Raw genomic sequence first — 22821 nt, 5'->3', positions numbered from 1 at the left:
GACCCTGCTGCTGGCCGCGGCAGGCGGAGCGGCTGTGCCCACCTGGGCAGCCTGCGCCCCGGCCCGCAGGCCGAACGAGATCGTGGTCTGGGTGAAGAGCGGTTCGTCGGACATGATGGAGTCGCTCGGCATACTCGCCGAGACCTACCAGCAGCGCAATCCCGGCAAGCTCGTCCGGCTGGTCACGGTGCAGAGCCGCGGCGACGACGATGCGACGCTGCTGATCACCGCGATTCGCGGGAACACCGCGCCGGATGTGTTTCTCGGCGACCGGTTCACCTTCGCGCAGTTCGGCAGCCGTGGACTGTTGCAGGACCTCTCCCCGCTGCTGGCGGGCGAGGACGCCGATCTGCTGGGCGACTTCCTACCCTTCACGGTCAACGAGGCGGCCTACAACGGGGCTGTGTACGGCATCCCGTTCGACACCGACAGCCGCGGTCTCTACTTCAACAAGGGCCTGTTACGAGACAGCGGCGTCGACCCGGCGGTGCTCGATCCGGCCCGCGGGGCGCCCACCTTCGATCAGGTGTGGGAGATCGCCGACAAGGTCAGCCGGACCGACGCCGCCGGCAGCTACACCCACCTCGGCTTCATCCCGTGGGAAGAACAGGCCTGGCCGTTCACCTGGTGTCTGGCCAATGACGCGGTCATCTTCGACGAGGCGAGCTGTCGGATCGCCGTGGACGACCCGGGCTTTCGTCAGGTCTATGCCGACTACCGCGACTGGGCCCGGCGACTCGACTACCCCAAGGTCGACGCATTCGTGGCCACCTACAAGCCGCCGAACGCACCGCCCAGCCAGTCGCCGTTCTTCAACGACCGGCTCGCCACCAGCGTCGTGTTCTCCAACTTCATCTTCAACCTCAAGAAGTACGCCCCCAAGCTCGACTGGGGGGTCACCTACCTCCCGGTGCGGGCCGACGGCGACGAACCCTACTCGTGGTCGGGTGGGTCCGGCTTCACCATCCCGACCGGCGCCGCCAATGTCGAGGACGCCTGGGAGTTCATCAAGTTCATGACATCGCCGCAGGGTCAGGCGGTCTGGGTGCAGCGGCAGAACTACCTGCCCACCCGAACGGCGATGCTGAGCGACGAGTCACTGATCGCCGACCAGCGCTTCTTCGCCGATCTGCTGATCGGCGGCTACGGGCATTCGCGTCCGCCCCTGCCGGTCGGGCCCGCCCTGTGGGAGGCGATGAACACCGCGCGCGAGGGCGTCCTGCTCGGCCAGAGCGGGCCCGACGAGGCAATGGCCGAGATCGCCCGCCGGGTGCAACCCGAGCTCGATCAGTACTGTCCGGTCTCGCCCGGGCTCGGGCGTTGATCACGCTCAGCCGGCCGGGCGTACCTCGAAGGTCCGCGACGGCTGCGCGATCTCGTCCTGGGCGGCGACCAGGGCCAGCTCGGCGCTGTCGGCCTCGGTGGTGATCCGCAGCACGGCATGGACCACGTCCGCCGTGGTGCCGAGCGCCTCGGCGGTGCTCCGGCCGCCCAGCAGCTCGGTGAAGAATGTCGCCGCCGTCAGGTCGCCGGAGCCGGTGAAGGTCCGGTCCAGCCGCGGGGTGGTCACGCTCCAGGCGCCATCACCGTCGACGGCGACCATCGACAGCCCCTCACCCTGCCGCCCGTCAGCCTGCAGCCCCGCCTGCAGTTCGGGCACGTCGACGCTGGTCACCAGCACCACGCGCGGCCCGCGCTCGCGCAGCTCACGGGCCCCCGCGAGCACGTCCGGCAGCGTCGGCAGGGCCCGGCCGACCAGGAACTCCAGCTCGAAATGGTTCGGGGTGACGATGTCCGCGGCCGGCACCACGGTGTCGCGCATGAACTCGGGAATGCCGGGCCGGACATACATACCGCGACCGACATCGCCCATCACGGGATCGCAGCAGTACGCCGCGGCCGGATTGCGCCGGCGAACCTGCGCCACGACGTCGAGCACCGCCGCGCCCATCGCCTCCGCACCCTGATACCCCGACAACACCCCGTCGACCCGGCCGAGTACGCCACGCTCGTCGATGCCGGTGACCACCTCGCGGACGTCGTCCGGCGTGAGCAGCGGGCCGCGCCACTGGCCATAGCCCGTGTGGTTGGAGAAGTGGACGGTGATCACGGGCCACACCTCCACCCCGCGCCGCATCATCGGGAAAGTGGCGGCCGAGTTCCCGACGTGGCCGTAGGCGACGGTGGACTGGATCGACAAGACGGTGGTCACCGCGGAATTGTGCCACTGCCGCGCCGTCGGCGGGCGATGCAAGAATTCAGCGTGCCGCCCGTCCGCGACGATTCCTCGCCTCCTCCGCGTCACCCGTACTTCGACTCCCCTTTCGTCGCGCTCGCGCATCGCGGCGGCGCGCTGCTGCCGGCCAACCTCGGCAAGGAGAACACGCTGGCCGCGTTCGCCAACGCCGTCGAGCTCGGCTATCGCTACCTGGAGACCGATGTGCATGCGACCGCCGACGGCGTGCTCGTCGCCTTCCACGACAGCGTGCTGGACCGGGTCACCGACGAGACCGGCCGGATCGGCGAGCTGCCATATGCCCGGGTACGCCGGGCGCGGATCGGCGGCAGCGAGCCGATCCCGACCCTGGCCGAGGTGTTCGACGCCTTCGACGCGCGGCTCAACATCGACCTGAAGGCGGACGCGGCCGTCGCGCCGCTGGCCGCCGCGATCCGGCGGCACGGTGCGGCGGACCGGGTCTGCGTGGGGTCGTTCTCGTCATCTCGGCTGCGGGCGTTCCGCCGGCTCGCCGGACCGTCGGTCGCCACCTCCGCCGGACCCCTCGCCGTCGCGCGCAATGCCTTCGCCCCGCTTGCCCCACGCCGGGACCCGGATGCGGGGTACGCCTACCAGGTGCCCGTCAGTCACACCTGGCGGGGCATCCGAGTGCCGGTGATCACCCCGCGCTTCGTCGCCCGCGCCCACGCGGCGGGACGGCAGGTACACGCGTGGACGATCGACGACCCCGACGAGATGGGCCGGCTGATCGATCTCGGCGTCGACGGCCTGGTCAGCGACCGGATCGATACCCTGCGCGATGTGCTGGTCGAACGGGGTCTGTGGTGAGCGTCGGCGACGCGGTGCCGCCGCGTCCGAGCCGGGTCGCCGCCGCCGCGTGGGCGCTGTGGGACTGGGGATCGGCGGCGTTCAATGCGGTGATCACGACCTTCGTGTTCGTGCCCTACCTGGCCCGGGCGGTCGCTCCGGCCGAGGGGCCCGTCAGCGGCACCGAGTACGTCGCCCGCGCGATGGCGATCACCGGCCTGGTGATCCTGGTCTTCGCGCCGGTGATGGGCCAGCGCGCCGATGCGCGCGGCCGCCGCCGCTCCAGCCTCGGGGTGTGGTCCGCGCTTACCTGGCTGATCATGTTCTCGCTCTTCGCGATCAAGGACTCCCCCGACTATCTGCTCGCGGGTCTGGTGCTGATCGGGCTCGGGAATGTCTGCTTCCAGTTCGCCGAGGTCAACTACTTCGCGATGCTGCCGCAGGTCTCGACGCCGGCGAATGTCGGCCGGGTCTCGGGACTCGGCTGGGGCATGGGCTATTTCGGCGGGATCGTGTTGTTGGCGCTGGTCTACTTCGGCCTGATCGCCCCCGAGGTCGGCTGGTTCGGTGTGACCGCGGACGAGGGGATGAAGTATCGGGTCGTCGCCGTCGGGGCCGCGGTGTGGTTCATGATCTTCGGCCTTCCGGTGCTGTTCGCGGTGCCGAGGAATGTCCCGCCGCCGGGGTCGCGACCGCTCGGGCCGATCGCGGCGTACCGCAAGCTGTATGCCGATGTTCGCACCCTCTGGCAGACCAGGCGGTCGGCGGTCTGGTTCCTGCTCGCCAGCGCGCTCTACCGAGACGGGCTGGCGGGCGTGTTCACCTTCGGGGCCGTGCTCGCGGTCACCGTCTACGGGCTCAGCGAGAGCCAGGTGTTGATCTTCGGCATCGCCGCGAACGTGGTCGCCGGCCTGGCCGCGGTGATCGGCGGCCGGATCGAGGACCGGGTCGGCCCGAAGCCGGTGATCATGGCCTCGCTCGCCCTGCTGGTCGGCGCCGGCACCGTGCTGCTGTTCGTCAGCGGCCCGACGATGTTCTGGATCTTCGGGCTGATCCTGTGCCTGGCGGTCGGGCCCGCGCAGGCCTCGTCGCGCAGCTACCTGGCGCGACTCGCGCCGCGGGGGCACGAGGGCGAGATGTTCGGCCTGTACGCCACGACCGGCCGCGCCGTCTCGTTCGTCGGCCCGGCGCTGTTCGCCGCGTTCGCTGCCTGGGGAGGCGACCGGCTCGGCACGCTCGGCATCGTCGTCTTGCTGCTCGCGGGCGGTCTGTTGCTGTGGCGGTTGCCGAACACCCCGGCGGCGGCACCGGATCCGGCCGTCGGCGACGGCTCGCCGGGCGGGAGGAAATGATCCCTGCGGGACAGACGTTGGACAGCGGTGACGGCTCGACACGGGCGACAGGTTGCCCTCACGCGTGCCACCATGAGAAGGCGGCGGGAACATTCGTGGCCGCCGCGACGTTGTAGGAGCTAGTCCAAGGAAAGGCAGGGAATCATGGCTGACCGTTCACTGCGTGGTACGGGCTTGGGCAGCAAGAGTTTCGAGGACGAGGCCGGCGTCGAGTTCGCCGCCCGCCAGGAGCTGGGTTTCGACTGCCCGAAGGGCCACCACTTCACCAAGATGTTCGCCGTCGAGGCCGAGCTGCCCACCGAGTGGGAGTGCCCGCGCTGCGGCGCCGAGGCCGTCCGCTCCGACGGTGTCAAGGGCGAGGCCAAGGAGGCCAAGCCGGTACGCACCCACTGGGACATGCTGCTGGAACGGCGCTCCATCTCCGAGCTGGAGGAATTGCTGCACGAGCGCCTCGACCTGCTCCGCGCCGGCGAGCTGACTCCGATGGAGATCTCCAAGGCCGAACGGCCGCGCGCGTCCCGGCGTACCAGTCGCTGACGCACGATCGGCAACGCTGACCGATGGCCCGGGTCCGATGATCCGGGCCATCGGCATGTCCGGGCCCGGTCAGCCCTCGATCGTGCGCCGCTGCCCCGGCTCGGGATCGTCCGGCGGATCGACCACCTCGCCCTCGATCACCATGCCGGCGCCGCGTGCTCGGAAGGTGTCGACCTGGTCGCGCAGCCGGCCGAACCGGCGATTCAGGTACGCCCCGAGCGCGGCCCGGGCCACCGGGCGGGTGAACGGCAGCAGCAACAGCAGGCCGATCACGTCGGTGATCAGCCCGGGGATGATCAACGCCACCCCGCCGATCAGCACCAGCGCGCCGTCCAGCAGCGGGCGCCCCGGTTCGGCCCCGCTGCGGGCGGCGCTCTCCAGCTTGCGCCAGGCGCGGGCACCCTCCCGGCGGATCAGCCAGCCGCCGAGCAACGCTCCGGCGAGCAGCACGAGGAGGGTCCACCAGCCGATCTGTCCGGCCAGCGCGATCAGCACCCAGATCTCGGCCACCGGCAGCGCGATCAGCCCGGCCAGGATCGCCAGCGAGGCCCATCCGTTGCGGCGCCGCGGGGTGCCGGCCGGCGACGGCTGCACGGGCGAGGTCATGACCCCATGGTGCCAAGCCGCCCCTAATGTCGGGCGCGGTGGACCTGCTTCGACCGGCCGCGCAGACGGCGGGCCCGATGCACGCCACCGGTGAGCAGCCGCTGCAACTGACCGACGCGATGCTCCAGCCCCCACAAGGCGGTGCGGATCATCGCCTCGATCACGATCGCGCGGCCCATCTTCGACGCGCCGTGCTCGCGCTCGACGAACGTGATCGGCACCTCGGCGACGCTGAACCCATTGCGCACGGCCCGCCAGGTCAACTCGACCTGGAAGCAATAGCCGGCCGACGCGATGTCGTCGAGCTCCAGCCCGCGCAGCGTGCGGGCATGGAACGCGTTGTAGCCGCCGGTGGAGTCCTTGACCCCGATGCCGAGCCACATCCGCACCCACAGGCTCGCGCCGCGCGACAGCAGCTCGCGCGAGCGGGGCCAGTTCACCAGCCGGCCGCCGCGGACCCAGCGCGAACCCTTCACCATGTCGGCACCGGACAGCGCGTGCAGCAGCCGCGGCAGCTCCTCGGGCGCGTGCGAGCCGTCGGCATCGCATTCCACGAGGATCCCGTAGCCGCGGTCCAGCCCCCAGCCGAAACCGGCCAGGTACGCGGCGCCGAGGCCTTCCTTGCCGCGCCGGTGCAGCACATGCACGTGATCATCGGCCGCCGCCAGGGTGTCGGCGATCCGGCCGGTGCCGTCCGGGGAATTGTCGTCCGCGATCAGCACGTGCGCGGCCGGTACCGCCCGGCGCAGGCGGCCGACGAGCGACGGCACGTTGTCGGCCTCGTTGTAGGTCGGCACGATGACCAGCGGGGTCGTCGCCAGGGCCGGGTCAACTGACAAATTCGTCACCTCGGTGATGGTGGGTCGGGGCGCGTCACCGGCCGGCCGCGCGGCCGGAAGCGATGCCCGTCGATGCTACCCGCCCGCGGAGCACCGTCCGCGCGATGGCCACACCGATCGCCCCGGCACCGAGCGCCGCCAGCAGCCAGGTCAGCGGGGCGCCGATCGCCATCGCCGGGGTGGTGGCCTCGCGTACCGGCATCTCCACGACCGTCGATGCCGGCTCACCGGGGGTGGCCTCCCACAGCACCGTGCCGTTGCGGTCGACGAAACCCGACAGCGCATTGGTCGTGGCGATCGCCACCTCCCGCCGGGTCTCCATCGCCCGGGCCCGGGTGATCGCGAACTGCTGGTCGAGCTGCCCGGTACGCAGATAGGTCGCGTTGTTGGACTGCACCACGAACAACTGCGCCCCCGACGTCGCCTCGCGGACCGTGCTGTCCCAGGCCAGCTCGAAACAGATCACGTCGCCGATCGCCAGGGCCCGCCCGTCGCCGAGGCGTACCTGCATCAGGCCGGGTTCCGTGCCGGGCACCGACTGGGCACCGACCAGCCGCAGCATCGGCACGAGCGGCAGCAACACCTGGCGCAGCGGGATGTACTCGCCGAAGGGGACGAGATTGCGCTTGTTGTAGCGGGCGGTGATGCCGATGTGCGGATCCCACCACAGCGCGGCGGTCTGCCGCTCGTCGGCGCCGGGGCCGTCCATCACGGCGCCGACCAGGATCGGTACGCCGGTCAGCTCGCTGGCGGCCTGCACGATCTGGCCGGTCTGCGGATCGGTGGTGGGGTCGATGTCGGTGGAGTTCTCCGGCCACAGGACGAAGTCGGGCCGGGGCAACTCCCCCGCGTTCACCCGCGCCATCAGGCCGACGGTCTCGCTCAGGTGATTGTTGGTCACCGACCGGGCCCGGCCCATCGCGCCGATGCCCACGCCGTCGACATTGCCCTGGACGATGCCGACCCGCACCGGCACGCCGACGCCGGCGGCGGGCTCGGGCTGCCATGCCCGCCCGCCGAGACCGGCCAGCAGAACCACGGTCGCCACGACGATCACCTGTGCCGCGACGCGGCGCCGGGCGGCCGGGTCGGGCCGGGCCGCGACGATGGCGGCGAGGCCCTGGCCGGCGAGCGCGACGAGGAAGCTGACCCCGCTCACCCCGACGAAGGCGAAGAGCCCGGCCAACGGGGTGTCGACGGCCACATAGGCCAGCCGCGTCCAGCCGAAGCCGTCGAACGGGACGCGGGAGTAGCTGAACTCGCACAGCGACCAGGCCGCGGCGGCCCACACCGGCCAGCCCGGCAACCGGGTGACCAGGGTCAGCGCGGCACCGAGCCCGCCGAAGAACAGAGCCTCGAAGGCGACCAGCGCCGCGGCCACCGGCACGGCGATCACATAGGTCCAGCCGACCGTGACCGCCATCAGCCCGAGCCCGAATCCGAAGCCGACGCCGAATCCGGCCCGCGGTCGCAGCCCGATGCAGGCGAGGGTCAGCGCCGCCACGCCGAACAGCGTGAGCGGCCAGGCGGCGGTGGGTTCCCAGCCGAGTCCGGCGAGCAGGCCGATCAGCGCCGCGGCGCCCATCCTGGCCGGGCCGCGCAGCCGCGGCACCAGCACCCGGGGGGTCGTCGGCTGCGGCGCGCGTACCTGCTGAGCGGTCACCAACACAGCGTAGGCGACGCCGCGCAGCGCGGCCGGATGTGCGTACGCCCTAGACGACCGGGCGGTCCTCGAACGGTACCGACAAGACGAGCGTGGTCAGGGTGGAGACGGCGAGCTCGGTCCGGATCCGCGTCAGCAGGGCCTCCAGCGCGAGCGGGTTCTCCACCTGCACCTTGATCAGATAGCTCGGGTCTCCCGCGACCGAGTAGCAGGAGGTCACCTCGCTCATCGGTTCCATCCGCTCGGCCAGGTCGTCGGGCTGGCTCGGGTCGAACGGGCGGAGCGCGATGAACGCGGTCAGCGTCCGGTCGAGCGCGCCGGGGTCGATCCGGGCGTGGTAGCCGGTGATCGCCCCGCGCTGCTCGAGCCGGCGTACCCGCTGTTGCGCGGCCGAGGTCGACAGGCCGGTCTCCTTGCCGATGTCGGTGTAGGACATGCGGCCGTCGCGGGCCAGCAGCTCCAGGATCAGGCGATCGGTCTCCTCCATCCCCCCATCCTTGCAGTAGCGATCCGACCGGGGGCCGCGTGATTGAATCACCGGGTGAGTCACGGGCGCCTGATGTTGTTGGACACCGCTTCGTTGTACTTCCGCGCGTTCCATGGGCTGCCGTCGACATTGCGCTCGCCCGACGGGCGCCCGGTCAACGCGGTGCGGGGCCTGCTCGACTTCATCGCGCGGTTGATCACCGACTATTCCCCGGACGCGCTGGCCTGCTGCTGGGACAACGACTGGCGGCCGTCGTGGCGGGTCGAGCTGCTGCCGAGCTACAAGACGCACCGGGTCGCGCCCCGGGTGCCGGCAGGCGCGCCGGTGGGGGCCGGCGGGGTGGGCGCGGAGTCCGGCGCCGCCGAGGAGGCGCCGGACGAGCTCGAGGCGCAGGTCCCGGTGATCATGGAGGTGCTCGATGCGCTCGGGCTGCCGGTGATCGGCGCGGACGGCTACGAGGCCGACGACGTGATCGGCACGTTGGCGACGACCTGGTCCGGCCCGGTCGACGTGGTGACCGGTGATCGTGACCTGTTCCAGCTCGTCGACGACAAGCATTCGGTGCGGATCGTCTACACCGCCCGCGGGATGAGTCGGTTGGCCGAGGTCGACGACGCGTGGGTCCGCTCGAAGTACGGGATCGCGCCGTGGCAGTACGCCGACTTCGCCGTCCTGCGCGGCGATCCGTCCGACGGCATTCCCGGGGTGGCGGGGATCGGTGAGAAGATCGCCGCCAGCCTGCTCGGCGAGTATGACGATCTGGCCGGGCTGACGCGCGCGGCGATGGATTCCGATTCGTCGCTGACCACCGCCACCCGGCGCAAGCTTGCCGGCGCCGTGGACTATCTCGGGGTCGCCGGCGAGGTGGTACGCGTGGCCCGCGACCTGCCCCTCCCCCAGCCCGGACCGCTTCCCGGCCCGCCCGGCGCCCGGTTCGACGAGCTGGCGGAGCGTCACGGCCTCGGCAGTTCGGCCGACCGGATCCGGAAGGCCCTGGCCGCCCGGGCCGGCTGAGAACGGGTCGGGCGGGCCTTTGGTTCGGGCCGGGTCGGCGGTCGAGGTCGCGGGTGGCGCACCAATCTGACTCTCGTCGCGGGTGGCGCAGACCGCAACCGCGCCGCCACGCCGCGCGCGCTCCCGCTGCCGCCCCCGAGAGTCAGATCGGTGCGCTCGGGCGCCGAGCGGCCACATCCCGCACCCTGCCGGTCGGGTCCGCGGCTGCCGGTTGAGCCCGTGCCTGCCGGTTGAGTCCGCGTCTGCAGATTGAACCCGCGGGACCGGCGTACCTGCGACATCCGCGAGCCGAACCGGCACCCGCGAACGGTGCAACCCTCGCATCTGCCGGTTCAGCCCGCGTCTGCCAGTTGAGCCCGTACCTGCCGGTCCAGCCCGCGCCTGCCGGTCGAGCCCGCGGCGACCGGAGAAGTTCGGTGACAATTCCCCGGATGCTCATTACTCTGTTCCCGTCCGGCCGCTCGGGTCGGGCACCGTCGGCGATGCGCCCGAAGCAGCGGAGGAGGCGAGATGCGACAGTTCATCGGCACGCGGCCGGAGGACGGCCGCGCCGTCCTGCTGCCCCACCACCTCGCGACGCGGATAGGCAGCCGCCCGCCGATGGGTGTGCGTCTCGTCGCACACCTCGCTGAACCGCTCGCGCCGTGCGCCGGGCGGTTTTTTGATCCCCGCGTCCCGGGCCGGCGCGAGGGCGCGGCGCGATGAGCGGGGTCCTGGTCCTCAACGCGGACAACACGGCGCTGCACACGGTCTCGGTCAAGCACGCCATCGGCATGCTGGTCCGCGAGGTCGCGATCGTCGAGGAGGCCCGCGAGGGCGCGGTGATCGGGCCCTATCCCTGGCCGCTGGTGCTGCGGCTGGTGCGCTACGTCAAGACCGCTTTCCTGTACGCCCGGGCCCCCGGCTGGACCAAGCGCGGCGTGCTCCGCCGCGACCGCCACACCTGCGCCTACTGTGCCGGCCACGCCAGCACGGTGGACCACCTGGTGCCCGTCTCCCGGGGCGGCAGAAATACCTGGTCGAACACGGTCGCAGCCTGCGGCCCGTGCAATGCACGGAAGGCCAACCGGACCCCGGAGGAGGCGCGGATGCGGCTGGCCTGGATCCCGCGGACGCCGACCCGCGCCGCCCTCGCCGCCCGCTGACGGGGTCAGTCGCGGCGCAGCTCGTAGACGGCCGAGCCCGCACGCAGGTTCGCGGCGCGGCGCGACCAGCGGCGCACCCGGCCGGACTCGTCCAGCACCACCCGGGTCCGGATCCGCAGCCCGAGGGACGCGAACAGGTCCTCCAGATCGACCAGGGTCGTGTGGTGCAGGTTCGGCGTGTCGTACCAGGCGTGCGGCAGCTCCCGCGACATCGGCATCCGCCCCCGCAGCAGCCGGAGCCGGTGCCGCCACAGCCCGAAGTTCGGCACGGAGACGATCATGGTCGGGGCGATCCGCCGCATCTCGGTGAGCACCTGTGCCGGGTGCTGGATCACCTGCAGGGTCTGGGAAAGGATCACCACGTCGTAGGAGTCGTCGGCGAAGTCCGCGACCTGGTCGTCGACATCGCGCTCGATGACGGGTACGCCCGCCCGGATCGCGGCCAGGACGGCGTCCGGGTCGATCTCCACCCCGGTGCCGCTACAGCCCCGGTCATCGCGCAGGTACGCCAACAGCGCGCCGTCGCCGCAGCCCAGATCGGCCACCCGGGCGCCGCGCGGCACCAGCTCGACCAGGGGCAACTGGTCGCGGCGCAGGCCGCCGACGAGGCTCACGCGGCCACCGCGCGGGCGCGGGCGGGGCTGTCCAGGAAGGCGGCCACGGTGGACTGGTAGGCGGGTAGTTCCAACAGGAACGAGTCGTGGCCCCAGGGCGAGGGAATCTCGCGGAAGGTGACCGGCGCCCCCGCCTGTTCCAGCTCCCGCACGATGCGCAGGGAGTGGCCGGAGTCGAAGCGCCAGTCGGAGTCGAAGGACATGATCAAGAAATCGGTGCCGGCGTCCACCGCGCCCGCCGCCGCTGCCGGCCCGGCGAACGGGTCGAAGTAGTCCATCACCCGGGTCAGGTAGAGATAGGACATCGCATCGAACCGGGTCAGGAACGACTTGGCCTGGTGGGCCAGATAGGACTCCACCGCGAAGTCGACGCCGAAGCCGCCGCCGGCGCGGTCCGGGCTCTGGAACCGCCGGCCGAACTTCTCCGACATCGCCTCCTCCGACAGGTAGGTGATGTGGGCCATCATCCGGGCGATGGACAGCCCGGTCGCCGGCGTGGTGCCGCGTTCGGCGTACCGTCCGCCGGCGAAGCCGGGATCGCGCAGGATCGCCTCCCGGGCGACCGCGGAGAAGGCGATGTTCTGCGCGGTCAGCCGGCTCGAGGCGGCGATGATCACCGCGCGGTCGATCTGCCCGGGATGGGTGAGGGTCCATTCCAGTACCTGCATCCCACCCAGGGACCCGCCGACCGCGGCATGCAGCCGGTCGACGCCGAGGTGGTCCAGCAGCGCCCGGTGCACGCTGACCAGGTCGGCCATCTGCAGCAGCGGGAAGTCCAGGCCCCAGGCCTCGCCGCCGTCCGCCCGGGCGCAGGACGGACCGGTGGTGCCGCGACAGCCGCCGAGCAGATTCGGGCAGATCACGAAGTACCGATCGGTGTCCAGGGGCCGGCCGGGACCGACCATGGTGTCCCACCAGCCGCGCCGCCCGTTCTCGTCGACCCCGGCGACGTGGGAATCGCCGGTCAGGGCATGGCAGACGAAGATTGCGTTGTCGCCGGCGGCGTTCAGGGTGCCGTGCGTGGTGTAGGCGACATCGACCTGATCGATCATCGCCCCGCTCGCGAGCGTCAGGGGATGATCACGATCGAACAGGCGGACCGTCGGCACCCCGGCACGCTAGGCGGGGCCCCGCGCCGAGCGCTCGGCATCTCAGGAGGTGGACCGGGCCAGTGGGAGCGCCGCCAGGCGTTCGTGTCGCGCGCGGCCGCGAGGTCCCTCGCCGAGGTGGGAGGCGATCAGCCAGAGTTCGTCGACCGTCCACTGCCGGCTGCGGTGGGTGTCGAGGATCTGCAGCCAGCGGCCGGCCTCGAAACGGCGGTTGGCCCGGGCGAGGGTGAGGTGTGCGGTGAAGTTGCTCCCGTCCGGTTCGGCGCCGACCCGGTTCGCCGCGCTCCGGGTACGCCGGGACAGCCGCGCGAGCTCATCGGCGCCCGGCGCCAGACCGAGCCACAGCACACGCGCGGCATCCGGCGGACCGAAACAGCCGGCACCCGTCAGGGCCGCGGCGAAGGGCGGCACGACGGAGGTGGCGGCCGTCAGCTCCGCGATCAACGGCTCCACGGCGCGATCGGGGACCCGCGGCAGAAACGCCGTCGTCAGGTGCCACTGCTCCGCCGGCGTCCAGCGCAGCCGCGGGTCGGCGCCGCGGCGCGGCTCGACGAAGGCGTCGAGATCGTCGATGACATCCTCGGGCGGCAGGGCGGCAACGAACATCCGGTGCGACATGACCCGGCGAGTCTAGGCCCCTGAGCAGAGCCAGGCCGCTGGAAGAATGCCGGTCGCGGATGATTGGCTGGGCCCGTGCAGGAGGTACGCCACAGCGCGGTCACGGTCGCGGTCACCCGGCTCGTCGACCCGGCCCAGGCGCGCGAGGCCGATGCCTGGGCGCGGGCGGGTCAGGATCTCGCGCGGCAGGCGCCGGGCTATCTCGGCTCGGGTTGGGTCCGCGATCCCGGTGAGCCGCGCGCCTGGCACATGCTCTACCGGTTCGCCGATCCGGAGAGCCTCGCGGCCTGGGAAGGGTCGCCGGAGCGGGCCTGGTGGATCGCGGCCGGCAGCGACCTGGTGCGTACGCATCGCGAGCAGCGACTGACCGGCATCGAGGGCTGGTTCGACGTGCCGGTCGGCGAGACCGGCGCCGGCGAACCGATGATGATCACCGCACCGCCGCGCTGGAAGCAGGCGGTCAGCATCTTCGTGGTCTTCTTCCCGTTGAGCCTGCTGGTCAACTGGCTGCTCGGTCTGGTCATCGGCGGGTGGCCGTTGCCCGTCCGGGTGCTGCTGGCGACCGTCGTCCTGACCCCCCTGATGACCTATCTTTTCCTGCCGTGGATCACGGCGCTGCTGCGCCCGTGGCTGCACGCGCGACCGAGGGGGCGGCGATGAGGAACGGGATTCCCGATTTCGGCACCATGGTGACGATGATCCGGGTCGTCGCCGCCGTGGTCGGCGCGGCCTTCGTCCTGATGGGCTGGTCGGCGATGCGCCGGGCACGGGCCCTGCGCCGGGACGGGGTCCGGGCGTCGGGCCAGGTGGTGGCGCTCGACGTTGACCACGACTGGTCGATGGACCGCGGCGCGAGCGTTTCCTACCCGGTGGTCGAGTTCGCGCTGCGCGACGGCCGGATCCATCGCGCCCGCTCCGATGTCGGCTCCTCCCCGGCCCCGGCGCGCGAGGGCGATCAGGTGACCGTCTACTACGACCCCGCCGACCCCGACCGATTCACCCTGGACGGGCCGGGCAATGCGATCGGCCCGCTGCTGGCCGCGGTCGGCGCACTGGTCCTGCTGGGTGCCGCGATCGGCCCCTGGCTGTTGACGGCCTTCGGCTGACCGGCCCGCCGGCCGAGGGCCGCCGCCGCAACCACGACCACGGTCGCGTTGGTGCCGGTTGTCGCGGTGGGCACAGTTGGGGTGTCGACCGGAGGAGAGCATGACCACCTACCTGAGCCTTGCCATGCAGGCGATGCTGCTCGGCGCGCTCACCTTCGGGGTGGTCCTGATCCCGCTGATCGTGGTGCAGGCGCGGCGTTTCGGCGGGCTGAGCCTGACCCGGATGGCGGCCTTCGGGATGGTCGCGGTCTATGCGTTCGCGCTGCTGGCCTACACCATGTTGCCGATTCCCGACGGATACGGCGAGGCCTGGTGCGCCCGCTACGACGTGCGGGTCCAGCCGGAGCCGTTCGTCTTCGTCCACGACCTGGCCGCGGCCTATGCCGCGGGCGGCGCGGGTGGCCTCGCGTCATCGTTCGCGCTGCGCCAGCTCTTGCTCAATGTCGTGCTGTTCGTCCCGCTCGGCGTCTTCGGCCGGCGCCTGCTGGAATGGCCGGCCGCGGTCACGATCCTGGCCGGCATCGGCGTCTCCGGGCTGATCGAACTGACCCAGGGCACGGCGGCGTTCGGCCTGCTTCCGTGCCGCTGGCGGATCGCCGACGCCGACGACCTGATCGCCAACAGTGTCGGCGCGGCGATCGGGGTCGCCATCGCCCCGCTCGTGCTGTCCTGGGTGAGCCGGGCCCGCGCGCTGGAGGGGCGTCGGCTCGATCCGCGCCCGGTGACCCGGGCCCGCCGCTGGCTGGGCGCGGTCGTCGACGCGGCGCTGTTCGCGGTCGTGTTCGCCGCGGTCGAGCTGGGTGCGCGGGCGCTCGATGCGATCGCGGACGCGCCCGGCTTCCTGCCCGAGACCGGGGTCGGCGTGGCGCGCTGGCTGCTGCCGGCACTGTTGGTCTTCGTGGTTCCTGCGCTGTCCCATCTCGGTGCGTCGGCAGGCCAGCGGCTGTTGTGGCTGGTTCCGCGCTGGACCGACGGGGCGGGTACGCCGATGCGCCGGCTCGCCCTGGCGCTGCTCGGGCCCGCGCTCCCGGCGCTGGCGATGGCGGCGGCGCAACTGCCGGGGCTCGGTGCGCTCGGCTACGCGGCGCCGGTCTGGCTGCTCGGGCTGCTGGTCGCGGGACTGCTCAGCCGCGATGGTCTGGCTGCCGCGCTGACCGGGGCGCGGTACGCCGACTCCCGCACGGCCCCGGTGCTGGCCGATCGCCCGGAGCACCACTCCGAATCCCGCGACGGAGCCGCCCGGCCACACTAGGGTCTCCGCATGGAGCAGGCGGCAGGTGAGCGGGCCGAGGAGTCGACCCGGACGGTGGTCATCGCGTTCGCGGCGAATGCGCTGGTCGCCATCGCCAAGTCGGTCGCCGCGGCCTTCACCGGTTCGGCCTCGATGCTGGCCGAGGCGGCCCACTCCTGGGCCGACACCGGCAACGAGGTGTTCCTGCTGGTCGCCAACCGACGCAGCCGCCCCCGCCGCGATCCGAGCCACCCCCTCGGGTACGGCCGCGAGGCCTATGTCTGGTCGATGTTCGCGGGCTTCGGGCTGTTCACCGTCGGCGCCGTGGTCTCGATCCTGAACGGGGTAAACACGCTGCTCCATCCGGAACCGGCCGAGCACCTGGTGATCAACTACGTGGTGTTGGCGATCGCCTTCGTGCTGGAGGGGTTCTCCTTCCGGCAGGCGCTCAAGGAGGCTCGGCAGGAGGCGGAGCTGGCCCACATGTCGGTGCTCGGGGTGATCAACCACACCTCCGTGCCGACGCTGCGTGCGGTCTTCGTCGAAGATCTCGGCGCGCTGATCGGTCTGCTCATCGCCGCGCTGGGCATCGCGGCGCACCAGCTCACCGGCAGCCCCGTGCCCGATGCTGTCGGATCGATCATGATCGGCCTGCTGCTGGCGGCGATGGCGATCTTCCTGATCCAGCGCAATCGGGAGTTCTTGGTGGGGCAGACGGTGCCGGCGCGCTGGCGCAACCGCGTGCTGCGGATGCTGCTGGCCCGACCGGAGATCGACCGGGTCAGCTATCTCTACTGTGCCTTTGTCGGTCCGCGCCGGGTCTACATCGTGGCGGCGGTGGATCTGGTCGGCAATGACGACGAGACGCGGCTGGCCGAGCGGCTGCGCGCGTTGGAGGCGGACCTGGAGACTCATCCGGACATCGCCGACGTGGTGCTGACGCTGGCGGCGCCGGCCGAACCGTCGCTGCATCCGACCGACGAGGCGCCGGCCGGCAGCGGCGGTGCCTGATCAGCCCATCCCCGTCACGGTCAACACGATCAGCACCGCGTTCAGAGTGCAGACGATCGCCGCAATCGCCACCCCGGCGGCCCGGAGCGCCGGCGGGTCGACGAACGACCCCATCAGCGACCGGTCACCGGTCAGCCTGATCAGCGGCAGCACCGCGAACGGGATGCCGAAGCTCAGCACGACCTGACTGATCACCAGCGCCCGGGTCGGATCCGCCCCGAGGACGAGCACGGCCAGCGCGGGGGCCAGCGTGATCGCCCGGCGCGCGAGCAACGGTATCCGGGTACGCAACAACCCGCCCATGATCGAGGCGCCGGCATAGGCCCCGACCGAGGCCGACGCGAGCCCGGAGGCGAGCAGTCCGACCGCGAAGATGGTGCCGATGCCGGCGCCGAGGCTCGCGGCGATGGCGGCATGGGCGCCGCCGATGCTGTCGGTGCCCGGCGCGCCGCGCAGGCTGGTTGCCGCGAGCAGCAGCATCGCGATGTTCACCGCCCCCGCGACGGCCAGCGACAGCCCCACATCCCAACGGGTCGCGGCGAGCAACCGGCCCAGCACCGCCGGCGGGTGGCCGCCGCCGTGCCGGTCGCGGGCCAGGGCGGAGTGCAGATAGATGACGTGGGGCATCACCGTGGCGCCGAGCATGCCCGCCGCGAGCAGCACCGTCTCGGTGCCGGCGAATCGCGGCACCAGTCCCCCGGCCGCGGCGGCCCAGTCCGGCGGGGCGACCACCAGCCCGGCGAGGAAGCCGACGACGATCACGGCGAGCAGCCCGATGATCACGAACTCGAACGGACGCTGACCGCGCCGCGACTGGACGACCAGCAGGGCCATCGAGACGACGCCAACGATGGCGCCGCCCAGTGGCAGCGAGATCCCGAACAGCAGGTGCAGCGCGATCGCCCCGCCCACCACTTCGGCGACATCGGTCGCCGCCGCCACCAGTTCGGCCTGTGCCCAGTAGGCCAGTCGGGTACGCCGCCCCAGGCGCTCGCGCAACAGCTCGGGCAGGCTCTGCCCGGTGACCAGGCCCAGCTTGGCCGACAGGTACTGCACGACCACCGCCATCGCGTTCGCCACCACCAGCACCCACAACAGCAGGTAGCCGAAGGCCGCACCGGCCGTCAGATTGGTGGCGACATTGCCCGGATCGACATAGGCCACGGCGGCGACGAAGGCCGGACCCAGCAACACCGGGGTCCGGCGCAGCGATGTCCGGACCGCTCCCACGAACAGAAGTCAAGCATGTCCCGCTTCCGCGGGGCGACCTCAGCCCCCTCGCGAGTTGCGCGCCAGCATGATCACGCTGACGATCAGGCCTCCCCAGATGGTCAGCATCGCGAGCAGCATGAAGAAGATTGCGACGGTGGTCATGGCTCAGTCCTCCTTCGTCTGGCCGGTTGTCCCGCCGGCCTCGGTCGCGGCGAACTCGGCGTCCTCGTCGGGGCGACGCGGCAGTGCCGTCAGCACGTAGGCCATCACCAACATGAACAACAGCGCGCCCCAGCCGAAGACCCCGAGGAACCATCCGGCGTACCCCTCATAGCCCTCGGTGACCACGCCGTAGCCGGACCAGAGCAGCATGATCAACAGCACGGCGGGGATCAGCCACTTGATCAGCACCTCCCACCAGGACCCGATCCGTGGGCGGGACACGTCGTTCAGGTGGGCACGCAGCGCCGGCGTCTGCCGCGCGAGGTGCCCGACGATCACCACGGTGGCGATGGCCGAACCGACGATGCCGAACTCGTTGGTGAACTTGTCCACGGTGTCCAGGGTGACCAGCCCGGTGGTGGTGGAGAACAACAGGCAGGACACGATCGCGCACGGGATGCCGACCGCCAGCGCCCCGGTCCGCGCGGTCAGCCCGAACCGGTCCTGGAAGGCCGCGGAGATCACCTGGACCACCGAGATCAGCGAGGTCAGGCCGGCGACCACCAGGGAGCCGAAGAACAGGGTGCCGATCAGCGCACCGCCCGGCATCAGGCTGATGATCTGCGGGAAGGCGATGAAGGACAGGCCCACGCCGGTGATCGACATCTCGTCGATGGGCGTCTGGGACTGCAGCGACATGAAGCCCAGCACCGCGAAGACGCCGAGCCCGGCGAGCAGCTCGAACGAGGAGTTCGCGAAGGCCGCCGTCAGTCCGGTGCCGGTCAGGTTGGAGCGGCGCTTCAGGTAGCTGGCGTAGGTGATCATGATGCCGAAGGCGATCGACAGCGAGAAGAAGATCTGGCCGAAGGCAGCGATCCAGACGGCGGGGTCGGCGAGCGCGGCGAAGTCGGGGGTGAACAACGCGTTCAGCCCCTCGGCCGCACCCGGCAGGAACAACGCGCGCACGACCAGGATGCCGAAGGCGAGGAAGAGCAGCGGCAAGAAGATCACGTTCGCCCGCTCCAGGCCGTTGCGTACCCCCATCGCGAGGATGCCCACCACGATCACCCAGACCACCAGCAGCGGGACCAGAACGCCCGGTACGAACGCCAGGCTGACGCCCTCGCCGGCGGCCTGCAGGAAGTCCTCGGTGAAGAAGGTCGCGGGGTCGTCGCCCCAGGCGAGCGTCAACGAGAAGATCGTGTAGCGCAGCGCCCAGGCGATGATCACCGCATAGAACGTGGCGATCACGAAGGCGATGATCACCGCATAGAACGTGGCGATCACGAAGGCGATCATCACCTGGAACCAGCCGAGGGTCTCGGCTGGCCGCCACAGCCTGCGCATGGTGGTCGGCGCCGAGCCGCGATAACGGTGCCCGAGGGCGTAGTCGAGCAGCAGGATCGGGATACCGACCACCAGCAGCGCGACCAGGTACGGGATCAGGAACGCCCCGCCGCCGTTGCTGTAGGCCACTCCCGGGAAGCGCCAGATGTTGCCGAGGCCGATTGCGGATCCGATCGCGGCGAACAGGAATCCGGCCTGGCCGGACCACTGTTCGCGCGGGGGCCGGTCCACGGCAGGTTGGTTCGCCATGATCGCTCTCCTTGTCGCCGCACCATTGGGAAAGACCCCCAGCCAATCAATCCAGCACATCTGGTGCAAGCGTGATGGCCCCGGTAGAGTGCGTGCGATTCTCGAAGAACTTCGATAGGAGTGCGGTGCCCGGCAACGACGCCACCGAGACCCGGTTGAGCGAACTCGATCTCGACCCGGCCGTCCACACCTGGCTGGCCAGGGAGACCGAGTTGCGGTCGTCCTTGCCGGACCTCACCGCACCGGATCCTGCGGTCCAGCGGGCTGCTGCGCGCCGGTTGTCGGACCGGTTGGCCGTCATCTTCACCGCCGAGGCGCCCGCCGGCGTGGCGATCGCCGACGCATGGCTGCCGGCCACGGGCGGTGCCGCCCTGCGGGTGCGCTGCTACCGCCCGGACGGCATCTCCGACCGGGCCCCCGCACAGCTCTTCCTGCACGGGGGCGGATTCGTCCACGGCAGCCCGGACGAGCTCGTCAACGACCGGTTGCTGGCCGCCCGTGCCCTTGCGGCCGGGCTCGTGATCTTCAGCCTGGACTACCGGCTCGCGCCGGAACACCCCTACCCCGCCGCGCTGTCGGACGCGGTCGCCGCCTGGCTCGAGCTGACCGAGGCCGCCGACCGGCTGCGGATCGACCCGGCCCGGATCGGCGTCGGCGGATCGTCCGCGGGCGGCACGCTGGCGGCCGGGACCACGCTGGCGCTGCGCGACCGGCACGGCCTGGTGCCGACCCATCAGGCGCTGGAGGTGCCAGCGGCGGCGGTCCGGCCGTACGGGCGCTCCGGCGAGCTCTACGGCGACGAGTTCGGAGCGGCGGCAGCACACGCGGTCGTACCGCTCTATCTGCCCGGCGGGACCGGACGGTACGCCGAACCGCTGGACGTCCCGGACCTGACCGGCCTGCCGCCGACGTTGATCATGACCGCCGAGCACGACTTCCTGCGCGACGGCGCCGAGGAGTACGGAGCCCGACTCGCCGCGGCCGGGGCCGATGTCTGCGTGCTCCGCGGCGCCGGCCATCTGCACGGCACTCCCGCGCTCACCGCGACCATGGCGGGCGCGCGGGAGTGGCAGGAGAACTGCGCCGCCGCACTTCGCGATGCCTACCACACCGAACGGAGTCCCAGATGAGCACCGATGCCATCGAACCGACCGAGGCCGCCGCACCGGCCGTCGACCCGGCGGGCGACGAGGTCCACGGCGCGCCGCAGCGGCGGGTCTTCCTGCCGATGTACGTGCTCGCCTGGTTCGGGGTGAGCCTGGCCCTGAGCACCCTCGGCGGGGCCGCCATCCCGAAGGCGCTGGCGATCCTCGACAATCAGAACAAGGGCACCAACCTCGCCCTGGTGGCCGGCATCGGCGGCATCGTCGTGGTGATCATCACCCCGCTGTTCGGACGGCTCAGCGACCGCACCCGGTCCCGATTCGGGATGCGCAATCCATGGATGGTGGGTGGCGTCGCCGTGGGTGTGGTCGGCGTGGTCGGCCTCGCCTTCAGCACTACCGTGCCCGCCATGGCCCTGTTCTGGTGCGTCACCCAGATCGGCTTCGGGGCGACCAATATGGCCGTGCACGCCCTGCTCGCCGACCAGATTCCCCGTCGGATCCGCGCCCGCATCGCGGCCGTCACCGGTGTGTCGGCCGGTATCGCGCTGATCGTCGGCGCGCAGACGGTCGCCATGTTGCCGAACGACCAGCAGGCCACCTGGTTCCTGGTGCCCGGGCTGATCGGTGCGGCGCTCTCGCTCGGGCTGGTCCTCGTGCTCCGCGACCGCGTGCGCACGGAGCCGGCCGAACCGTTGTCGATCAAGGAGATCGTCTCGACCTATTGGCTGAATCCCGTGGTCTACCGCAACTTCGGGTGGGCCTGGGTGTGCCGCTTCCTGGTCACGATGTCCATCGTCTCGGTGACGCTCTACCTGCTCTATTTCATCATCGACAAGCTCGGCATCCCGATCGAGCAGGCCTCCGGCGTGCTGGCGCAGGCGATGCTCTTCTTCTTTGCGGGCAATGTGGTGACCACGCTCGTGTTCGGCTGGCTCTCCGACCACACCGGGCGCCGCAAGCCGATCGTCTTCGTTTCCTGCCTGGTCACCGTGATCGGCCTGATCATCGCGGTCTTCGCCGGTTCGACCGGCGTCTTCATGGTGGCGATCCTGATCGTCGGCGCGGGCCAGGGCGCCTACGTCGCGGTGGATGTCGCGCTGATGACGGAGGTGCTGCCCACGTTCGAGGAGGCCGGGAAGGATCTCGGCATTGTCGCCCTCGCCTACCAGCTTCCGCAGTTGCTCGCCCCCATGCTGGCGATCCCGGTGCTCGCGATCGGTGGCGGGCAGAACTACTCCGCACTCTTCGTCTGCTCGATCGTGCTCAGTCTGCTGGGTGGACTCGCGATCCTCGGGGTACGCGGGGTGCGCTGAGCGCGGAGCCGATCAGGCCGGTGCCGGCGCGGTGGTCGCGCGCTCGACGAGCTCGGGGTCGAGGATGATCGATTCGGACTCGCACGCGCCCTGATCCATCAGGTCGAGCAGCATCCGGGCGCCCGCCCGGCCGGTCTCCTCCAGCGGTTGGCGTACCGTCGTCAGCCCCAGGGTCTCGGCAAGTTCGCCGTCGTCGTAGCCGACCACCGAGAACTGGTCCGGTACGCCGATGCCCCGCGCGATCAGCCCGGCGCGCAGCCGGCCGGCGATCAGATCGGTGTGCGCGAACGCCGCTGTCACCCCGGGCACGGCCAGCACTTGTTCGGCGATCGCCGCCGGGTCGGGATCGGTCACCTCGACCGGCACCACCGCCGTCGGGCCGTCGGCGCGGCCGAGCGCGCGGACCAGACCGTCGTGGCGCAGCATCCCCGCGGAGACGTAGCTGAACGATCGCTGCGGGGGGTGCACGAACGCCACCCGGCGATGTCCCAAGGCGGCGAGGTGGCTCCCGACCAGCTCACCCCCGGCAAGATCGTCGACCCGTACCCCGCCGACTTCGCTGTTCGCCACGTCGATCAGGACCACCGGCGGGCCCCACGCCGACAGCCGGGCCGCGCCCTCGGCCGAGAGCGGGATGCCGAGCACGATGATGCCGTCCACCCCCGGCCGGATCGGCAGCGTGTCGAGCAGGGGAGCGTCGACCCGTTCCGCGCTCGGCAGGTCGTAGACCGTGACGTCGATCCCGGTGCCGCGGAGCTCGGTGAGGATGCCGTTCAGGCGCCGTGCGTAGCTGGCCACCGAGGTGAAGGGGCCGGCGACCCCGACCCCGCCGCGGCGACCGCCGCGCCGCTCGCCCGACGGTGTGTCCGGTCGGTAGCCGAGCTCCGCCGCGACCTCGGCGATCCGCCGACGGGTGTTGGGCGCGACGCGTTGCGGGTGGTTGATGGCGAGCGAGACCGTGGAGATGCTGACTCCCGCTCGTTCGGCGATGGTGTAGATCGTCGGGCGGCCCCTGGCCATGCACGCTCCCTCCGGCCCTGGACGGTGAGCCGAACAT

At 71.3% G+C, this 22821-nt stretch carries 25 protein-coding genes; 13 read left to right on the top strand and 12 right to left on the bottom strand.

Translation table 11 applies throughout. The features are described 5' to 3' along the window. The first annotated feature begins 34 nt into the window (after window positions 1-34). Entirely contained in the window at window positions 35-1324 is a 1290-nt protein-coding gene (locus tag ACXDC7_RS10915) for an ABC transporter substrate-binding protein (RefSeq protein WP_459222146.1), read from the top strand. A gap of 6 nt (window positions 1325-1330) precedes the next feature. On the opposite strand, the gene pdxY is transcribed toward ACXDC7_RS10915, so the two are convergent. Continuing rightward, window positions 1331-2212, bottom strand: a complete 882-nt coding sequence (pdxY, locus tag ACXDC7_RS10910; protein ID WP_459222145.1) for a pyridoxal kinase PdxY — start codon at window positions 2210-2212, stop codon at window positions 1331-1333. 51 nt (window positions 2213-2263) lie between these two features. On the opposite strand from pdxY, the gene ACXDC7_RS10905 reads away from it, so the two are divergent. The 3 genes from ACXDC7_RS10905 to ACXDC7_RS10895 all read left to right on the top strand — a co-directional run bounded on the left by ACXDC7_RS10905 (window position 2264) and on the right by ACXDC7_RS10895 (window position 4932). After that, window positions 2264-3064: a glycerophosphodiester phosphodiesterase gene (locus tag ACXDC7_RS10905; protein WP_459222144.1), complete on the top strand. Its 801-nt coding sequence runs from the start codon at window positions 2264-2266 to the stop codon at window positions 3062-3064. After that, a complete protein-coding gene (locus tag ACXDC7_RS10900) occupies window positions 3061-4395 on the top strand; it encodes an MFS transporter (protein ID WP_459222143.1) in 1335 nt (444 codons plus the stop codon). Before ACXDC7_RS10905 ends, ACXDC7_RS10900 begins: the two co-directional genes overlap by 4 nt. A gap of 144 nt (window positions 4396-4539) precedes the next feature. Continuing rightward, complete coding sequence (locus ACXDC7_RS10895; RefSeq protein ID WP_179443535.1) at window positions 4540-4932, top strand: RNA polymerase-binding protein RbpA; 393 nt, start codon at window positions 4540-4542, stop codon at window positions 4930-4932. 69 nt (window positions 4933-5001) lie between these two features. On the opposite strand, the gene ACXDC7_RS10890 is transcribed toward ACXDC7_RS10895, so the two are convergent. From ACXDC7_RS10890 to ACXDC7_RS10875, 4 genes are read right to left on the bottom strand one after another with little or no spacing between them, the layout of a single operon-like run. After that, window positions 5002-5538 carry an FxsA family protein gene (locus ACXDC7_RS10890; RefSeq protein WP_459222142.1) on the bottom strand — a complete coding sequence of 179 codons (537 nt, stop codon included), beginning with the start codon at window positions 5536-5538 and terminating at the stop codon, window positions 5002-5004. 23 nt (window positions 5539-5561) lie between these two features. After that, window positions 5562-6377, bottom strand: coding sequence for a polyprenol monophosphomannose synthase (locus ACXDC7_RS10885; RefSeq protein WP_218843914.1), 816 nt, complete (start codon window positions 6375-6377; stop codon window positions 5562-5564). 34 nt (window positions 6378-6411) lie between these two features. After that, complete coding sequence (gene lnt, locus ACXDC7_RS10880; RefSeq protein ID WP_459222141.1) at window positions 6412-8040, bottom strand: apolipoprotein N-acyltransferase; 1629 nt, start codon at window positions 8038-8040, stop codon at window positions 6412-6414. A 49-nt stretch (window positions 8041-8089) separates the two neighbouring features. Next, window positions 8090-8527 carry an Lrp/AsnC family transcriptional regulator gene (locus ACXDC7_RS10875; protein WP_179443538.1) on the bottom strand — a complete coding sequence of 146 codons (438 nt, stop codon included), beginning with the start codon at window positions 8525-8527 and terminating at the stop codon, window positions 8090-8092. A gap of 54 nt (window positions 8528-8581) precedes the next feature. On the opposite strand from ACXDC7_RS10875, the gene ACXDC7_RS10870 reads away from it, so the two are divergent. The 3 genes from ACXDC7_RS10870 to ACXDC7_RS10860 all read left to right on the top strand — a co-directional run bounded on the left by ACXDC7_RS10870 (window position 8582) and on the right by ACXDC7_RS10860 (window position 10686). After that, window positions 8582-9541: a 5'-3' exonuclease gene (locus ACXDC7_RS10870; RefSeq protein WP_459222140.1), complete on the top strand. Its 960-nt coding sequence runs from the start codon at window positions 8582-8584 to the stop codon at window positions 9539-9541. Between the two features lie 510 nt (window positions 9542-10051). Then, complete coding sequence (locus tag ACXDC7_RS10865; RefSeq protein ID WP_459222139.1) at window positions 10052-10246, top strand: hypothetical protein; 195 nt, start codon at window positions 10052-10054, stop codon at window positions 10244-10246. Then, on the top strand, window positions 10243-10686 hold the full coding sequence (locus ACXDC7_RS10860; RefSeq protein WP_179443540.1) for an HNH endonuclease: 444 nt from the start codon (window positions 10243-10245) through the stop codon (window positions 10684-10686). The genes ACXDC7_RS10865 and ACXDC7_RS10860 overlap by 4 nt, the downstream gene beginning before the upstream one ends. Before the next feature lie 5 nt (window positions 10687-10691). Here the strand turns inward: ACXDC7_RS10860 and metW are convergent, their stop codons facing one another. Genes metW through thpR form a run of 3 tightly spaced genes read right to left on the bottom strand, consistent with a single transcriptional unit; the run spans window position 10692 to window position 13027 of the window. Then, the gene (gene metW, locus ACXDC7_RS10855; RefSeq protein ID WP_459222138.1) at window positions 10692-11300 is read right to left on the bottom strand and encodes a methionine biosynthesis protein MetW; all 609 of its coding nucleotides are present in this window, start codon (window positions 11298-11300) and stop codon (window positions 10692-10694) included. After that, window positions 11297-12409, bottom strand: coding sequence for a homoserine O-acetyltransferase MetX (gene metX, locus ACXDC7_RS10850; protein ID WP_459222137.1), 1113 nt, complete (start codon window positions 12407-12409; stop codon window positions 11297-11299). The genes metW and metX overlap by 4 nt, the downstream gene beginning before the upstream one ends. Before the next feature lie 42 nt (window positions 12410-12451). Then, the gene (thpR, locus tag ACXDC7_RS10845; RefSeq protein ID WP_179443541.1) at window positions 12452-13027 is read right to left on the bottom strand and encodes an RNA 2',3'-cyclic phosphodiesterase; all 576 of its coding nucleotides are present in this window, start codon (window positions 13025-13027) and stop codon (window positions 12452-12454) included. Between the two features lie 75 nt (window positions 13028-13102). Here thpR and ACXDC7_RS10840 point away from each other — a divergent pair, with 75 nt between their 5' ends. The 4 genes from ACXDC7_RS10840 (at window position 13103) to ACXDC7_RS10825 (ending at window position 16375) form a co-directional block, all read left to right on the top strand. Further along, window positions 13103-13687: an antibiotic biosynthesis monooxygenase gene (locus ACXDC7_RS10840; RefSeq protein ID WP_179443542.1), complete on the top strand. Its 585-nt coding sequence runs from the start codon at window positions 13103-13105 to the stop codon at window positions 13685-13687. Further along, window positions 13684-14133, top strand: a complete 450-nt coding sequence (locus ACXDC7_RS10835) for a DUF3592 domain-containing protein (protein WP_179443543.1) — start codon at window positions 13684-13686, stop codon at window positions 14131-14133. Before ACXDC7_RS10840 ends, ACXDC7_RS10835 begins: the two co-directional genes overlap by 4 nt. A gap of 100 nt (window positions 14134-14233) precedes the next feature. Further along, window positions 14234-15385, top strand: coding sequence for a VanZ family protein (locus ACXDC7_RS10830; protein WP_459222136.1), 1152 nt, complete (start codon window positions 14234-14236; stop codon window positions 15383-15385). Between the two features lie 9 nt (window positions 15386-15394). After that, window positions 15395-16375 carry a cation diffusion facilitator family transporter gene (locus ACXDC7_RS10825; protein WP_179443545.1) on the top strand — a complete coding sequence of 327 codons (981 nt, stop codon included), beginning with the start codon at window positions 15395-15397 and terminating at the stop codon, window positions 16373-16375. Here ACXDC7_RS10825 and ACXDC7_RS10820 read toward each other — a convergent pair whose 3' ends face one another. From ACXDC7_RS10820 to ACXDC7_RS10810, 3 genes are read right to left on the bottom strand one after another with little or no spacing between them, the layout of a single operon-like run. Further along, entirely contained in the window at window positions 16376-17605 is a 1230-nt protein-coding gene (locus ACXDC7_RS10820; RefSeq protein ID WP_425487388.1) for an Nramp family divalent metal transporter, read from the bottom strand. 39 nt (window positions 17606-17644) lie between these two features. Then, window positions 17645-17749, bottom strand: a complete 105-nt coding sequence (locus ACXDC7_RS10815) for a methionine/alanine import family NSS transporter small subunit (RefSeq protein WP_179443546.1) — start codon at window positions 17747-17749, stop codon at window positions 17645-17647. Window positions 17750-17752: 3 nt separating this feature from the next. Beyond that, a complete protein-coding gene (locus ACXDC7_RS10810; protein WP_459222135.1) occupies window positions 17753-19345 on the bottom strand; it encodes a sodium-dependent transporter in 1593 nt (530 codons plus the stop codon). Between the two features lie 125 nt (window positions 19346-19470). On the opposite strand from ACXDC7_RS10810, the gene ACXDC7_RS10805 reads away from it, so the two are divergent. Together ACXDC7_RS10805 and ACXDC7_RS10800 are read left to right on the top strand one after the other, a co-directional pair. Next, a complete protein-coding gene (locus ACXDC7_RS10805) occupies window positions 19471-20475 on the top strand; it encodes an alpha/beta hydrolase (RefSeq protein WP_459222134.1) in 1005 nt (334 codons plus the stop codon). Beyond that, window positions 20472-21764: an MFS transporter gene (locus ACXDC7_RS10800; RefSeq protein WP_179443549.1), complete on the top strand. Its 1293-nt coding sequence runs from the start codon at window positions 20472-20474 to the stop codon at window positions 21762-21764. The genes ACXDC7_RS10805 and ACXDC7_RS10800 overlap by 4 nt, the downstream gene beginning before the upstream one ends. 12 nt (window positions 21765-21776) lie before the next feature. Here ACXDC7_RS10800 and ACXDC7_RS10795 read toward each other — a convergent pair whose 3' ends face one another. Continuing rightward, complete coding sequence (locus ACXDC7_RS10795) at window positions 21777-22784, bottom strand: LacI family DNA-binding transcriptional regulator (RefSeq protein ID WP_179443550.1); 1008 nt, start codon at window positions 22782-22784, stop codon at window positions 21777-21779. Between the last annotated feature and the right edge of the window lie 37 nt (window positions 22785-22821).

It is taken from the genome of Naumannella huperziae, assembly GCF_054073625.1.
Note: the sequence above shows the minus strand (reverse complement) of the source record. Positions and strands in the feature narration are given on the sequence as shown.